17 protein-coding genes are annotated in these 13,987 nt (G+C 54.2%); all 17 read right to left on the bottom strand.

The window, feature by feature from the left end; translation table 11 throughout:
- Positions 1–68: 68 nt before the first annotated feature.
- Positions 69–296 (bottom strand): DUF7678 domain-containing protein, encoded by a 228-nt coding sequence (locus BUB85_RS05205; RefSeq protein WP_073106444.1) that lies wholly within the window; start codon positions 294–296, stop codon positions 69–71.
- Between the two features lie 13 nt (positions 297–309).
- Positions 310–489, bottom strand: coding sequence for a hypothetical protein (locus BUB85_RS05200; protein ID WP_073106431.1), 180 nt, complete (start codon positions 487–489; stop codon positions 310–312).
- Positions 490–624: 135 nt separating this feature from the next.
- Positions 625–801, bottom strand: a complete 177-nt coding sequence (locus tag BUB85_RS05195) for a DUF5049 domain-containing protein (RefSeq protein ID WP_073106428.1) — start codon at positions 799–801, stop codon at positions 625–627.
- The gene (locus BUB85_RS05190) at positions 794–1,024 is read right to left on the bottom strand and encodes a DUF4314 domain-containing protein (protein WP_073106425.1); all 231 of its coding nucleotides are present in this window, start codon (positions 1,022–1,024) and stop codon (positions 794–796) included. The genes BUB85_RS05195 and BUB85_RS05190 overlap by 8 nt, the downstream gene beginning before the upstream one ends.
- Complete coding sequence (locus tag BUB85_RS05185) at positions 1,008–1,925, bottom strand: virulence protein (RefSeq protein WP_330392233.1); 918 nt, start codon at positions 1,923–1,925, stop codon at positions 1,008–1,010. Before BUB85_RS05185 ends, BUB85_RS05190 begins: the two co-directional genes overlap by 17 nt.
- Before the next feature lie 73 nt (positions 1,926–1,998).
- A complete protein-coding gene (locus BUB85_RS05180; RefSeq protein WP_073106420.1) occupies positions 1,999–3,234 on the bottom strand; it encodes a site-specific DNA-methyltransferase in 1,236 nt (411 codons plus the stop codon).
- Positions 3,209–4,393: a methionine adenosyltransferase gene (gene metK, locus BUB85_RS05175; protein ID WP_073106414.1), complete on the bottom strand. Its 1,185-nt coding sequence runs from the start codon at positions 4,391–4,393 to the stop codon at positions 3,209–3,211. Before metK ends, BUB85_RS05180 begins: the two co-directional genes overlap by 26 nt.
- 1 nt (position 4,394) lies before the next feature.
- Positions 4,395–5,726 carry a site-specific DNA-methyltransferase gene (locus BUB85_RS05170; protein WP_073106410.1) on the bottom strand — a complete coding sequence of 444 codons (1,332 nt, stop codon included), beginning with the start codon at positions 5,724–5,726 and terminating at the stop codon, positions 4,395–4,397.
- Positions 5,726–6,277: a P27 family phage terminase small subunit gene (locus BUB85_RS05165; protein WP_073106406.1), complete on the bottom strand. Its 552-nt coding sequence runs from the start codon at positions 6,275–6,277 to the stop codon at positions 5,726–5,728. Before BUB85_RS05165 ends, BUB85_RS05170 begins: the two co-directional genes overlap by 1 nt.
- Before the next feature lie 192 nt (positions 6,278–6,469).
- Complete coding sequence (locus BUB85_RS05160; RefSeq protein ID WP_073106402.1) at positions 6,470–6,829, bottom strand: HNH endonuclease; 360 nt, start codon at positions 6,827–6,829, stop codon at positions 6,470–6,472.
- A gap of 123 nt (positions 6,830–6,952) precedes the next feature.
- Positions 6,953–7,366, bottom strand: a complete 414-nt coding sequence (locus BUB85_RS05155; protein ID WP_073106397.1) for a DUF1492 domain-containing protein — start codon at positions 7,364–7,366, stop codon at positions 6,953–6,955.
- Positions 7,363–7,584 carry a hypothetical protein gene (locus BUB85_RS05150; RefSeq protein WP_073106392.1) on the bottom strand — a complete coding sequence of 74 codons (222 nt, stop codon included), beginning with the start codon at positions 7,582–7,584 and terminating at the stop codon, positions 7,363–7,365. The genes BUB85_RS05155 and BUB85_RS05150 overlap by 4 nt, the downstream gene beginning before the upstream one ends.
- 91 nt (positions 7,585–7,675) lie before the next feature.
- Positions 7,676–7,960: a VRR-NUC domain-containing protein gene (locus BUB85_RS05145; protein ID WP_073106388.1), complete on the bottom strand. Its 285-nt coding sequence runs from the start codon at positions 7,958–7,960 to the stop codon at positions 7,676–7,678.
- Between the two features lie 269 nt (positions 7,961–8,229).
- Complete coding sequence (locus BUB85_RS05140) at positions 8,230–10,788, bottom strand: phage NrS-1 polymerase family protein (RefSeq protein ID WP_073106384.1); 2,559 nt, start codon at positions 10,786–10,788, stop codon at positions 8,230–8,232.
- Positions 10,785–11,219: a DUF7768 domain-containing protein gene (locus BUB85_RS05135; RefSeq protein ID WP_073106379.1), complete on the bottom strand. Its 435-nt coding sequence runs from the start codon at positions 11,217–11,219 to the stop codon at positions 10,785–10,787. The genes BUB85_RS05140 and BUB85_RS05135 overlap by 4 nt, the downstream gene beginning before the upstream one ends.
- Positions 11,219–13,147 (bottom strand): bifunctional 3'-5' exonuclease/DNA polymerase, encoded by a 1,929-nt coding sequence (locus tag BUB85_RS05130; protein WP_073106373.1) that lies wholly within the window; start codon positions 13,145–13,147, stop codon positions 11,219–11,221. Before BUB85_RS05130 ends, BUB85_RS05135 begins: the two co-directional genes overlap by 1 nt.
- A gap of 66 nt (positions 13,148–13,213) precedes the next feature.
- On the bottom strand, positions 13,214–13,969 hold the full coding sequence (locus tag BUB85_RS05125) for a hypothetical protein (protein ID WP_073106367.1): 756 nt from the start codon (positions 13,967–13,969) through the stop codon (positions 13,214–13,216).
- Positions 13,970–13,987 lie beyond the last annotated feature (18 nt).

Here is a 13,987-nt window from a genome sequence, read left to right as displayed (position 1 = left end):
TTCATAATCTATCTGTACGAGATACAGCCCCACGCAGGGCTGACCTCGGCTATTTTATTTAGTGCGGGTTAGCGGTTTTCACCTTGAAGCAGTATCTCCAATGCAAGCTGCGTGTCCGGGTCGGCGGGCTCGATGTCCCAGCCTCTGTCGTAGTTACAAACAACCTCGCCGTTCCGCTTGAGCATCAGCTTGCTGATTCTGCCGCCTTCGATGCCAAACTGCGAACCCTCGTCATACTGCTTCATCCAATAGTGAAAAATGCTGTCGTGAACCTTCAGGCTTCCTTCTCTCCACATGGTCGCTCCCTCCTTAAAACCGTTCGATGCGAACATTGTCGTCAGCTTCGAAGTGTACTTTGTAGCGGGTTTCCGAACCGTCGGCTTTCTTGGAAATCAGTCTGATGCCGCCTTCAAAGGCGCTGTAGGCTCGGTCGAAGCGCTCGCCCTGCGGGAGCTGGCTTTTTGATTGTTTCAACTGTTTGTCTGTCATGGTGGGGTGTGCCTCCTTTGTTTTGTCATACACATGATCGCTCTAAAAGCACACTATAGCAAGGCAATTCTGCGATATATACCAGCATAAACTATACGATCTTTACAGCGAATTTCGCCGCCGGAATTGTGTAGTTTACGCTTCGCCGGTGAGAATGAAATGCGCGTATTCGTATCGATGCTCCTCCAGATACACCACAAGCTCGTAGAAGCTCCTGTCGTTGGCGATGTGCTGCACCGTGCGGACATCGAACATATTCGTCAGCCCAGTGTCGCGGATGGCGAGAATCTGCTCCTTGACCGCTTCACTCATCGCCGCTCACCACCTTGCAGGCGTCCTCACCGTAAGCCACGGACAGGCCGCAGCCGTTGTCCCATGCCACCATGACCGAGCCGATGTCGTCCACGCCGCGCACGGTGCCTTTGGTGCCAACTGGTGGTGCTTGCGGGTCGTCCATTCGGACAAGCTCCACACGGCACCCAACCGGGTAACGCTTGCGGAGGCTCTCTACCAGCTCCTTACTTGGAAACCTCATCGTCAGACACCTCCTTGTCCTGCAGGCTCATCACGTCATCATAGAGACCGGCGTCTGCATTGATGCACTCGACCAGTTCCTGCACCTTCGGGTTTCCGCTCTTGAATGCGCCGCTTCCAGAAAGGTTGCGGAGCAGTATCTTTCGCGCCGCCTTGTACCCATCACCAATGAAGCCCAGACGGAGCAGAAAGCAGCGGAATGCGTACTTGTCATTGTCCGTATCTTTTTCCTTTGCGGTAACGCGCTTTTGAGTCTTTGCCATCTCGCAAAGCGCTGTGATAAAAAGTGTGTATGCCTTGACCGCGTCCGGGTCGGTACCGTCCTCAAACCACGGGAACCGTACCTTCTCATCAACAATGTCAATGTCGATGTCTTTACATCCGAGAGCCTTGCTTATGAGGCTTTTCTTGCTTTCCACCAACCGCTTGAGATTTTCGAGCGCAGTGTCGGTAAAGGAGGAGCGGGGCATTTCGATGACCAACCCAATATCCTCATCCGGCACATCGCTTGCCTGCATACCATCTTCGCCAATCGGGTCGCGGTGCTGTCTGCCAAGCCCCAGTTCTTCTTCCTCGGTCATATGCAAATCCTCGAAGCGCGGTTCCGCTTCAAAGCCCTGCTCGTGCAGCCGCTCGATAAGCTTTTCGATTTCCTCGCTGTCGGCGCGGTCGTCGAAGCTGATCGTGCCATTCTTGTCGATGGTGAAGTAGTCCACCTCATAGCCGAAGGAAGGAGCGCCTTTGTACTTTGCAGGGCTGTTCAAAATCTCCGCAATCGCTGTTACGAGCCGCTTGCGGTCGCTGCCGGTCAGGTTGTACCTGAGTTCAAAATCCTTGTTTTTCATAGTGTCTGCCGCCTTTCTTTGAGCCGATGCTTCGGCTTTTGTACGTACATATATCACTCTAAAGCCTGTAAATAGCAAGACAATTCCGCGATGTAAATGTACCAAATAGAAGCGGCGGCGCTTGTGTGATTCAGTCCGATTTTACAGCCACTTCAGCGTAGGAGTAGGTCAGTCCGTCACGCTGGACGGATACCTTCTCCGCCGCACCGACCTGCTCGATATACCGCTTGACGATAACATCGCAAAACTTCTCGTCAAGCTCAATGGTGGCGCAGGAGCGGTCGGCCTGTTCACAGGCGATGAGCGTGGAGCCAGAGCCACCGAAGGGGTCGAGCACCAGCGTGTTTGTCATGCTGCTGTTCATAATAGGATAGGCCAGCAGCGGAATTGGCTTCATCGTCGGGTGGTCGCCATTCTTCTTTGGTTTGTCGAACTCCCAGATGGTTGTTTCCTTGCGTCCACTGTACCACTGATGCTTGCCGGTTTTCTTCCAGCCATATAGCACAGGCTCGTGTTGCCACTGATATGGGGAGCGCCCCAGCACCAGCGACTGCTTCTTCCAGATGCAGCAACCGGACAAATAAAAACCGGCATCCGAAAAGGCTCTTCTAAAATTTAGTCCTTCGGTGTCGGAATGAAAAACGTATATGCTGGCGTCATCCGCCATGACCGCCTCAGTGTTCTGAAAAGCTGCCAGCAGGAAATTGTAAAAAGCATCGTTTGCCATGTTGTCGTTCTTGATTTTTCCGGCGCTGCCTTCGTAGTTTACATTATAAGGCGGGTCTGTAATGACCAGATTAGCCTTGCGGTCATCCATAAGAACGGCGAAAGTTTCTGCTTTGGTGCTGTCTCCGCAAACCAGCCGATGCCGACCGAGTGTCCAGAGGTCGCCGAGCTTAGTGACCGGCGGCTGCTTGAGCTCTTCATCAACATCAAAATTGTCATCGTGCAAACCATCCTTGATGTTGCTTTTGAATAGGTCATCCAGTTCGGACGGGTCGAAGCCCGTGAGTGAAACATCGAAATCAGAGCCTTGCAGGTCAGCGATGAGCAGCGCCAGCTTATCTTTATCCCAATCGCCGGATATTTTATTGAGCGCCACATTGAGCGCCTTTTCCTTTGTCTCCGTCAGCTCGACGACGACACATTCCACCTCGGTGATGCCCATATCGATGAGCACCTTTAAACGCTGATGTCCGCCAACGACACGCCCGGTGGTCTTATTCCATATGAGCGGCTCGACGTAGCCGAACTGATCAATGGAGCGCTTGAGCTTATCGTATTCGGCATCACCGGGCTTCAGGTCTTTACGTGGATTGTAGTCAGACGGGATAAGCTGCTCAATTTTCAATTTTTCTATCTGCATACGCTTCAGCCGCCTTTCTTAGTTCGTCGTATAGCCTCATGCTGGTATCCTCCCACGGGAATAAGCAGGAATTGAAGTGCCCGTAGGTCGCGGTGTCCTCGTAGATGGCGTTACGCAGGCGCAGTTTCTCGATGATCGCCGCCGGACGTAGATTGAACACGGACATCATAATCTCACGCAGAGTCTCGTTGGAAAGAGCGCTCGTGCCAAAGGTATCGATGTCCACAGCCACGGGATCAGCCTTTCCAATGGCATAAGAAAGAGCGACTCCGCATTTATCCGCGAGGCCGCTCCAGACGATATTCTTTGCGATGTACCGCGCCATATAAGCGCCGCTGCGGTCGACCTTCGTTGGGTCTTTGCCACTGAACGCTCCTCCGCCGTGGAGAGCAAGCCCACCGTAGGTATCCACCATCATCTTTCGACCAGTCAAGCCAGTGTCAGCAGCGGGACCACCCTCGACGAATCGCCCGGAAGGATTGATGAAAATCTCTGTGTCATCATCAAACGGAAAGTCATCGAAGCACTGCCAGAGCACGTTCTGCTTGATATCCGAATAAAGCTGTTCCTGTGTCTTGCTTGCTTCATGCTGAACGGAAACTACGATTGTTTTCACACGCTTCGGCTTTCCATCCTCGTATTCGACCGTGACCTGCGCCTTGCCGTCCGGCAGAATGCCTTTCACGATTTTATCCTTGCGTACGGTATCTACGCGTTTACAAATACGATGCGCCAACACCAGAGGAAGCGGCAGCATCTCGCGGGTTTCGTTGGTGGCGTAACCGTAAACGGTGCCTTGATCGCCAGAGCCGATGGAAGCGTAACGTTCCTCGCTGCCGTTTCTGGCTTCGAGCGCAGTGGTCACTCCTGCGCTGATGTCAGCGCTCTGCTTGTGTACGAACACAAAGACAGTAAACTTCCACGGATTGTAGCCGACCTTTCGGAGGACTTCGCGCACCTCCCAACGGATATCCACTTTGCCGTCGCAGGTGATTTCGCCCGCAACGATGATTTTGCCCTTGGTCGCCATTACTTCACAGGCGACACGAGCGGATTTATCTTTTCTAAGACAGGCGTCCAGAATGCTGTCGGCGATGAGGTCGCACAGCTTATCCGGGTGCCCCATGCATACACTTTCGGCGGTTTTGTAAGTAGTCATATCAGTTTTTCCTTTCTATTTTCACAGCCGTATTACCGGTGAAATTCTCCCAGCGTTTTATGATAACGTCGCAGTAGTGCGCGTCGAGCTCCATAATGTAGCAGCTACGGTCAAGCTGCTCACAAGCGATAAGCGTTGTACCCGCGCCGCCAAACGGCTCAACCACGATGTCGCCCTCGTCGGTGAATGCGACGATGTATTCCGAAGGCAGCGCCACGGGAAAGGTGGCGGGGTGCTCGGCGCGAATTTTGCCTTTTTCACTGAGCTGTTTTGTGACTGATTCGAGGCTGGTTTGTTCTGGCAACTCCAGCAGACTCTCCATCTTTTTGAACGCGCCGGTTTCATTGCCGCGCCGCGCAATGCGAAAGGAGCCGTCCGCCTGACGGATTTTGTTGTAGCGACCACCGGAGTAGATGCTGGCTTCCTTTTTGCGCCATGTGGGATTCACCGGCACCGGCTCTTTGCCAAAGCAGAAAATCCACTCGTGTCGAATTGGTATCATGGCTTTCTGCTGTCCGACGCTGCCGCAGGTGAGCTTGTCCCACACATTCCACGCCAGCAGCTTCAGCCCGACCTGCTTTGCCGCGTCGATGTAGGCGTTCCAGTAGGGATAAACCTCACCGTCCTTACGCTGGATGCCGAGATTGACCGCTTGCAGCGCCGTGTACGGTTCGTAGCACGGAAGAAACTGCGCGATGCTTTCAACAGACAGGTCTTTACCGCCGTTGTACTCACGCATATCGCTGTATGGCGGTGAGGTGAACAGCAGCTTACTGTGTTGACCATTCATGAGCAACGCCACATCGTTTCTATCCGTACTTCTGCCGCAGAGCAAGCGGTGCCGACCGAGTTGCAAAATGTCTCCGGGCTGGCATATTGTCGGAGCGTCAGCCTCGATCTCCGGCACTTCGTCCTGAACGATTTCATCATCGACGCCGAGCATGAGTCCGATCTCGCTGGTATCGAAGCCGGTCAGCGTCACGTCGAAATCCTCAGCTTTCAAATCTGACAGCAGATTTCCGAGCTTCTTCGTGTCCCACTCGCCAGAGATTTTGTTCATGGCGATGTTGAGCGCCTTTTCGCGGGTGGCATCAAGGCTCAACACGATGCACTCCACGCTGTCATAACCGAGTGCTTTCAAAACCGAAAGCCGCTGATGCCCAGAAATGACCGTGAAGCCCGTCGCCTCGTTTACGACGATGAGCTCGACGTATCCGAAGCTCTCGATAGACCGCTTGAGCTTTTCAAACTCTGTGTCGCCCGGCTTTAGCTCTTTGCGAGGGTTATATTTTGCAGGATTCAAGTCCAACAGCTTTAATGTCCGTATGTCCACTATTTACCCCTCCTCGCAGTAAGCAGGCGCTCCATAACATCATCCTGCGGATTCGCGCCGCTGTATTCGCCGGTGCAGTTTTCCTTTACAATCTGGAAGATCTCATACCACAGGCGGTTGGTCTGGCTCATGTAGTTTTGTCCCATCGCTACATATGGGCTTTGTATTGCGTTTCCGGTGGTAGGATGCCGCGCCAAGAAACCGAAACTCGACACCGCTTCCTCGCATTGAATCCAACGCGCCACACTCATGGCGTAACGTTCCAGAAGCTGTGGGGAAACCAGCGCCGCGCAGCCACGCGCATTTAGCCATGTCCATGTGTTTTTATATATTTCACCAGCGGCAAGCGTCGTACCATCCTTTTGCTCCGCCGAAAGCATCTTGTTCGGCTCCGGCATTTCATAGCCTTCGAGCGCGGGCGCATCAGTGAACTCCATCACCGTCAGCTTCCTGCCACCCGGATTACCGGCGGATATTTTATCGGCGAGAGGCTTCTTTTTGGCGCCAGCACCTACTCTGGCACCGCCTCTACAGGTGCCGTCTTTTGCCATATTCATCACACTCCTTTTTAACTTGGGCTATTCAACCCTTTGAAACTGCGTTTTTCAACACGAAGCCCTACGCCGCTGTCCGCCTTTAAAAGTTTTGAGGATTTAGATGCCCCCACCGGGGCAAAGACCGAGTGAATATATTTTCGATCAAAGTGATTATGTTTTGGTCTGTATCAAAATGTGATACAGACCTCACCGTTCGTGCCAGCGGTCGCCCATCTCCACGGTGATACGCGAGTGGCAAGGCTTGCACAGCGCCATCAGATTATTTGTGTTGTTGGTGCCGCCGTGACTGAGCGGGAGGATGTGATGCACTTCCTCGGCGGGTGTCAGCCTGCCTTGCTTTTGACATTCCTCACAAAGCGGGTGCGCCTTGATGTAGCGGTCGCGGATGCGCTTCCACGCACGACCATACCTTTTATTCGTCTCCGGCTCACGCTGGAAATGATTGTAATGATAATCCGCCTGTCGCTGATGCTCTGGGCAGTAAAGACCGCTTGTCAGCTTCGGACAGCCGGGATGCTGGCATGGTCGCTGTGGTTTTCTTGGCATGATGTCACCTCCTCGTGGGCATAAGAAAAGCCCTGAGGGATTGCTCCCACAAGGCTCTCTTATTCCTATTTCGCTAAGTATATCATATCAGAATTTAGCATGAACATCTACTAACATAACCTATCATCTTTCGGGCGGCACACGAATTTCATCGTAAGCCTTCTCCCGCAACCGATAGATATGTTGGATGCTGTAGCCCATATCAACCGAAATCTGCTCCCACGTTTTGAAGCACAGATAACGCAGCTCCAGCAGCGTCTGGTACTCGGTGTTGTCCACAGCCTTGATAAGGCTGACCATCTCGCGCTTGAGGTCAACAAGGCGGTCGATGTCGCGGTTGATCTCCGCTTGCAGGTCAACAATTTTCGCCACAGCGTCTGCCATCGTAGAAGTGCCGCGATTGGGATTGCGCGGCATACCCGTGAGCACCCCAGTGCATTTCGTCGCCAGCTCATTCAATGAAGCGATCTGCTCCAGCTTGGAATTGATGCGCTGGTCGAGGCGGTACGCCTGTCCGAGATATTCTTTCGTAGTCATGCCGCCACCTCCGATTTCAGCTTCTTGATGAGCATTTCCGGGTCAATATGCGTCAGCACCCCAAACCAGCCGGAGCGGAAGAACTGCTCAATGCTCCGACTCTCGTACTGTGCTGCGCGGTTGTAGGGATAAAGGGAAAGGGTGCGCAGCGCCTTGCGGTAATCCTTGACCGCCTGCAGGATAATGGCGTTTGCGAGATTGTTGTAATTGTCGTTCATATGGACACGCTCCTTATTTTTATATTTTTCAAAGAAGCGATGCCGCGTTGTAGCGTTGTATATGTAAAGCACAGGTGCGTTGTTTTCGTAATCATTGCAGAGAGCCGCTTATCACAGCTCGCACCTCGCTGACTGAGCGGACGACCGAAGCGGTACCGCCACAGGCGAGGATTTTACGGATAGTTGCATCTTGCAGTTTCGTTGTTTTGCCTTCGGGGGTCTTGACCTCAAAGGCGTAAAATCGTCCATCGATACAGGCGATGATGTCGGGGATGCCCGCCGTGCCATACATACCGCCGTGTTCTTTCCACGCAAAGCATCTCGGCACGGTCTTAAGATAACGCAGGATTTTTGCCACCAGTTCTTTTTCAGCCACTGCCTGCCTCCTTGTAACTTATTTGCCCAATGTAACTTCGTAACCTCGAAATATAGAGGTGTGCATATATTCACGCGCACACGCGCGCTCGCGCATTGAATCGATGTTGCTCTCGCGTGTATACCCTTGATTTTAGAAGTTACAAAGTTACAAAACATTAGAAAAACTCAAATTGTGCTTATTTATAGCGGCTTCCGGACGTAACTTTTCCTGTAACTTTTGCCCTCCGTGAAGTTGCATTTTTGCTTGCGAAGTTACAAATCCGCCGGTCATAGCGGTTCTACCTCCGTGAGCTCGAAGCCGGAGACGTCGCACCTCGCTTTCAGCAGCCCGTAATTGAGTGTCCAAACGCGCCGATTTTCGGAGCCAATGCGCTTTTGCACGTTGCTTTCGAGAAAATAGTCCGAGTGCGAAAGCTGCAGTTTGAACTGAGCGTAGGTCAGCGTTTCACCGGCAACGGCATAGTCCTTGCGGTACTTGGTATATTTGTCGTATACAGGGTTGAGCCGAAGCGCCAGCACGGCATCGCCGTCGCATATGGCATACTCGCTCTCTGGGTCAAGACCCATGCGCGACATGACCTCAAGCGTTTGCTCGACCACGCTTTTGTTGCTGGTGCCACCGTCCAGCAGATATTCCTTCGCTGCATATTCGATGTACTTCGTGCAGGGAGCGATGGCATACGGAAACATCTCGTTCCACGTCAATCCGAGCGAGGAACACAGCTTTTCCATGAGCCGCAGTCCTGCGACCATACAGGCGAGGTTGTTGACGACACGCGACGGCAGCTCCTTGTTGAAGCCGCCCAGCGCCTCCTCGTACCACGAATAGCACTCTGCGGGTTTAGTCTTGAGCGCAATGCCCAGTAAGCTATGCCCAAGACCGCCGAGTAAATCGGCACTGGCGCACAGCCTCTGGAACGCCGCACGATATTCGACCGTTTTCAGGTCTTTCTTGGAGAACAGCAGCTCGATGCTGCGCTCCCGAATAGCCGCCTCGTCCGGCGATTCCTCACCGGCGACCACGAGCGGAGCCAACAGCTCATAGCTCACGGTCGTCTGATCGGCACGACCACGGATGCCCTCCTGACCGTCATAGCTGTTACGGAAATGGTTCAGCAGTGGCGCAAGCCGGTAGCTGTCGATTTTCGAGGGCTTGAACTCGTCCAGCGCCATCGGTATGGTGTTGGAGGACGCCGCGTCCTTCATCAGCGTAAAGGCGGTCGTTTGTCCCGCCGCTACGATTTTCGACTTGGAGAACACCGGCATGATGACCCGCTCCAGCGTATTGCTCTTGCCGCTTCCGGCTTCGCCGATGAGCATGAGATGCGGGTATTTGACATTCTTCTTCCGCAGGTGCTCCTTGATGAAGCAGCCGCATATCCACGCCAGAATAGACACTACCTTTGCTGGCTCATTGTAGGACATGAGTTGTTCACCGAGCCTTTGAAGTTGGGACGCGGTGAGGAGCTTCGCGTCAAGAATGTCGCTGCAAATGCTGCGGTATTTGTCCAGCTGAATGATGTCCTCGACCGCCGCGCCGTTTTCGTCCACCGCGCCCTCGACCGAGACGAAAGCCATCTCGCTGCCGTGCTCATAAATGCCCATCGCCTTGACACCGAGCTTCGTTTTCCATTCCAGCTCCGAGATGTATGTCTTGAGCAGCTCCAAATCGCCGTCCGAGCCGTTATAGCTCAGAGCGATGGTGCGTTTGTTGAGGGCATTCTTGAATTTCTGCTGATTGGCGAAGTCCGTCGTCATAAAGGTCAGGCGGTAGGTTTCGCCACGCACGGTCACAAGGTCTGCGGTGAGCTGCGTTTCCTCCTCGGCGATAATCATTTCCACCGGCACGAATACGAAGTTGGTGATGGGATAGATGTTGTCGCCTTTGCTGCGGAAATACATACCCTTGTACTCAAACACCGGCGCATCGTTGCCGGGAGCATAGGTATCCTCGGTCAGCTCGCAAGCCTTGTCCAGCGTTTCCTCGCCATAGGTCGCGCCGCTGGCATGATGCTTCGCGTCCCACTTTTCCCGAAACAGCCCGCTCTGGCGAAAGAGCCTGTCCATCTGCGCTTTGTCCTTACCCGACCAGAATGCCAATCGACAGCACAGCGCCATATCCGCCTCCGATTGACTCGAATAGGCATCCTGCCAATCGCCGTCCCAGAGCTTTGAGAACGCTTCGCCGTTATCGGCTCCACCAGCAAGCTCCAAAAGGTCGTCGTCGGACAGCTGCACGGATGCGCTCTTTTTCGACTTCCTTTGCTGCTGCTTTTTCGGGGCGCGGATGTAGGTTTCATGAATCCACTTAAGCGTACCGTTGTCCTCGGCGATGGTATCCGTCGCTCCGTCGAGCCCTTTTCCAGTCATCGTGAAATACCGGGTATGCTCGTACATCTCCACGCCGGTCTTGGTATTCTTGTTGCCGGTACCGGGCATCGCGCCCTTGAAGAAGAGATGAATGCCGGTGCCGGAGGGCGAAAACTCCATGAAGGTGGGCTGCCTTGCAATGATTGCCTTCGCCGTCTCATTAAAGGTTTTCGTTTCAGGGTCGTAGCAATGGTCAACGTCCACGCCCACGAGGTTATCCTCCTTCGAGAACATAAAGCCCAGCCCCGTAAAGCCATAGCGCTCCAGTGCGTCGGCGGCAGTGGCGTAGTCCGTCCACGTCGCGGGATTATTGGATTGTGCGCCCTTGCCCGTGATGGGATTGTACGGCATCTTTTTATCCTTGCCGCCGTCCTTATCGGGAATGAGTCTCCAGTTGACCCATTGCTTTCGGTCAAGTAGCTCCTGTGGATAGTTCCCGCCGCAGCGATTACTCATAGCGTTTTCACCTCACATTCCTCGGTAAAATACTTGATGGGTATATTGTGCTTCTGCGCCTTGCGGATTTCGTAGCTCATGCCCTCGGATACCTTATCTCCGAACACCCACAGCTCCTGACATTTTCCAAGCAGCACCCGCCCGAAGAACAAGCCCAGCTTGCGACTGTCAGGATCGTGCTCATCCATAAACTGCGGGTAGAGCAGGTGCGGCGCAAGCGGTATCGCGTTTTGCTCGACGGCAAAGCGGCAATAGCCCCGTGTGCGCTCTGTGTTTTTCTCCATATCACCGGCGAAGGGCGAGCAGATGAAAACGAGCGGGCGGTATTCCGTCCCATAACGACGTAGCAAGTCCTCACGCATCAGCCCTCGCATAGCCTCGTAGGTTGTCGGGTCACTGTAGCCCTCGGCATTTCGTTTATCTATCCACATCACACGTCCTCCATTTCCTTCAACTCGCCGAAGCTCTCGCCGTAGGCGGCTTCCGCGATGATCGGCACGTCGAACTCCGGGAACGGCTGCACCTCCATGCATTGTTTTACAAAGGCGACCGCCTTGTCGAGCTTGTCCACAGGTATCTCGAACACCAGCTCGTCGTGTATTTGCAGAAACGGCTTGAGCCACGGGTGATCCTTTATACCGGCGACGATGCGCCCCATCGCCAGCTTCAGAATGTCTGCCGCCGTGCCCTGAATCGGTGTATTCATAGCGCAGCGCTCCGCGAAGGAGTGCTTGCCCCAATCCTGTGAAAGAATGCCGATGATGTAGCGGCGACGACCGAGCCACGTTTCCGCATAGCAGGTGTTGGCAGCGCGTTGCTTGGTTTCGTCCTGCCAGTATGTGAGGCGCGGATAGCCGCTTTTCAGATTGTCGATGATGCCAGCACAGGCTTCCTTCGACATATCCAGACCCGCCTTGAACTTCAGCGTTTTCTGCAGTCCGCTGGGGAAAAGTCCGTAAAACACACCAAAATTGCAATTCTTGGCGATGGTGCGGTGCTCCTTATAGTGTGGCGCATTCTTGTCCACTGCCTCGCTGAACGGCACATGAAAGATGACCGAGGTCGTCGCCGCGTGGATGTCTCCTCCGGCACGATAGGTATCGAGCATCTTTTCGTCGCGGCAGTAAAACGCGCCCACACGAAGCTCGATCTGGGAGAAATCCAGAGAAATGAGCAGCTTGCCCTCCGGCGCGGCGATGAACTTTCTCACTCCAATCGGGTCGTTATCCTTGCGGGGGCAGTTTTGCAGGTTGGGGTTACGGGAAGCAAAGCGCCCTGTTTCGGTGCCAAGCGGCATAAGGTCGGGGTGAATGCGTCCCGTGGCGCTGTTGACGCAGCGAAGATATCCGTCGATGTAGGTGCTTTTGAGCTTGCTCCATTTACGGTATTCCTGCACCAGCTCGAACAGGCGCACCAGCTCCGGGCGATTCTCGTGGCAATACTCCGTGAGCAATATCATCGTCGCGTCGTCCGCCGCCTCCTGATGCTTTTCCGTGGTTTTCAACACCGGCAATCCGAGGTCGGTATACAGATACTGCTTGAACGCCGAGGTCGAGGCGTTTGCGCCGATGTCCACGCCGCCGGTCATCTCATCGATTTCCGCACGAAGCGCTACGAGCTTTGCGTCAGCTTCCTTTTGTCGCTCCAGCATTGCTGCCGTATTCATCGGTACGCCGTTGTATTTCATCATGCCGACATAGATCGCCGTCGGTGATTCCACCCGCTCCACGATATCCCGATGCTGTGGGAGGTTTTTTGCAAACCAGCCGTTGAATTTGTGGTATAACCGCAGAGTGTAATCACTGTCAGCACTGGCATAGCGCAGTGTTTCCTGCTCGGCGGGGTTCATCTCGTCGAAATGCCGTCCCGCCGTCACCGTATTGAAATCCGGCATATTCGCGCCGAAAAGTGAGGTAGAGAGCAGCTTCAAACCGCTGTCCGACAGCCCGCGAAACTCAAACTTGCTCTTGAGCGTGAGCTGCGCCGCCGCGATGGTGTCATAGCAGGGCTCGCATACAACAATGCCCAGCGCATACAGGAACATCGCCTCAAAGGACAGGTTGTGTGCCACCTTAACGACATCGGGGTTTTCAAACACAGCGGTCGTGAGATACTGCATAAGCTCATCGCGGCTCTGCACATTTTTTCCGACCTTATGGGCAATAGGCAAATATATCGCGCTACCTTCCAATACCGAAAGGCTGATGCCGACGATGTGCGCCTTGTGCGCGTCCAGCGCCGCCTTTGGCTCGTCCCGCCAAGCATCGTCAGGCGCAGTTTCAAAGTCAAACGCGATAACGCCCGCGCCCTTGATATACTCGCGCAGCTCGTCGGGTGTATATATAAGGTTGTAACTCATGTTCATGCTCCTATCTGCCGCTATAGGTCGGGCAGCGGCTGCCACCCGACCTTCGCGGCGGTGTGTTTAGGCGAGAGGCTCAATGACCTCGCCGGTTTCGGGGTCAACATTGACGGCGGGTGTATCCGCAGCCGGTTCGGTATCGTAGCCGACGCGAGTGGAGAAGGTCTTGACCTGCTCGGTCAGCCCTGAGATGAGCGCGTACTCCTCGGCAGTCAAATCGCGGTCGACCGAGAAATGCGCCTTAGAATAGGCGATGCCGCTGTTGTTGGTCGCCTTCTTCAGCGCGAACTTGGTGACCACGGCGTTGGACTTCTTGCCCTTGGAAAGCAAGCGCATGATGTAGCGGGTAAAGTCCTTGAGAGAGCCGGTCGGCAGTGAAAGTATCATCGGGAAAATCTCGCCTTCTCGCAGCAGATAGATACGGCGGCGGTTCTTACACGCCTTGGCACCGTTCTCGCCGGAGCCGAATTTGTTATACGGACACTTGGTGCAGTCGCCGCCGGGGGTGCCCTCGCCGATAACACCGTCGAAGCTGCCGCAGTCGGGAGGATTGGAGCCGCCGGTATACTTGTCCGTGTAGTAAGCATACAGCGGGTGATGATGCAGGATGATGGCGGAGAACTCCTTGACCGTTTCGGGGCTGTCGGGGTTTTCGCCGGGTATCTCGAACACCGTCATGCCTCCGGCAGGGATTTTGATTCGCTCAAAGCTGCCGGACAAGCCGGAAAGCTCCTCGGAGAGCGCGTCGTTCAGATTGAAGTCCTTCAGCGCCAGAAACGCGCTGTTCGTAGTGGCAAGAGCCTTGTTTTCGTTTTTCATGGTATCATTCCATCCTTT

The organism is Hespellia stercorisuis DSM 15480 (assembly GCF_900142165.1).
GTDB classification, from domain to species: domain Bacteria; phylum Bacillota; class Clostridia; order Lachnospirales; family Lachnospiraceae; genus Hespellia; species Hespellia stercorisuis.
This window is presented reverse-complemented; position numbering and strand designations above follow the sequence as displayed.

Excerpts from the sequence above, each read along its gene's own strand:
- BUB85_RS05205 (WP_073106444.1), bottom strand. The coding sequence starts at position 296 with ATGTGGAGAGAAGGAAGCCTGAAGGTTCACGACAGCATTTTTCACTAT.
- BUB85_RS05200 (WP_073106431.1), bottom strand. The coding sequence starts at position 489 with ATGACAGACAAACAGTTGAAACAATCAAAAAGCCAGCTCCCGCAGGGC.
- BUB85_RS05195 (WP_073106428.1), bottom strand. The coding sequence starts at position 801 with ATGAGTGAAGCGGTCAAGGAGCAGATTCTCGCCATCCGCGACACTGGG.
- BUB85_RS05190 (WP_073106425.1), bottom strand. The coding sequence starts at position 1,024 with ATGAGGTTTCCAAGTAAGGAGCTGGTAGAGAGCCTCCGCAAGCGTTAC.
- BUB85_RS05180 (WP_073106420.1), bottom strand. The coding sequence starts at position 3,234 with ATGCAGATAGAAAAATTGAAAATTGAGCAGCTTATCCCGTCTGACTAC.
- metK (WP_073106414.1), bottom strand. The coding sequence starts at position 4,393 with ATGACTACTTACAAAACCGCCGAAAGTGTATGCATGGGGCACCCGGAT.
- BUB85_RS05165 (WP_073106406.1), bottom strand. The coding sequence starts at position 6,277 with ATGGCAAAAGACGGCACCTGTAGAGGCGGTGCCAGAGTAGGTGCTGGC.
- BUB85_RS05160 (WP_073106402.1), bottom strand. The coding sequence starts at position 6,829 with ATGCCAAGAAAACCACAGCGACCATGCCAGCATCCCGGCTGTCCGAAG.
- BUB85_RS05155 (WP_073106397.1), bottom strand. The coding sequence starts at position 7,366 with ATGACTACGAAAGAATATCTCGGACAGGCGTACCGCCTCGACCAGCGC.
- BUB85_RS05150 (WP_073106392.1), bottom strand. The coding sequence starts at position 7,584 with ATGAACGACAATTACAACAATCTCGCAAACGCCATTATCCTGCAGGCG.
- BUB85_RS05140 (WP_073106384.1), bottom strand. The coding sequence starts at position 10,788 with ATGAGTAATCGCTGCGGCGGGAACTATCCACAGGAGCTACTTGACCGA.
- BUB85_RS05135 (WP_073106379.1), bottom strand. The coding sequence starts at position 11,219 with ATGTGGATAGATAAACGAAATGCCGAGGGCTACAGTGACCCGACAACC.
- BUB85_RS05130 (WP_073106373.1), bottom strand. The coding sequence starts at position 13,147 with ATGAGTTACAACCTTATATATACACCCGACGAGCTGCGCGAGTATATC.
- BUB85_RS05125 (WP_073106367.1), bottom strand. The coding sequence starts at position 13,969 with ATGAAAAACGAAAACAAGGCTCTTGCCACTACGAACAGCGCGTTTCTG.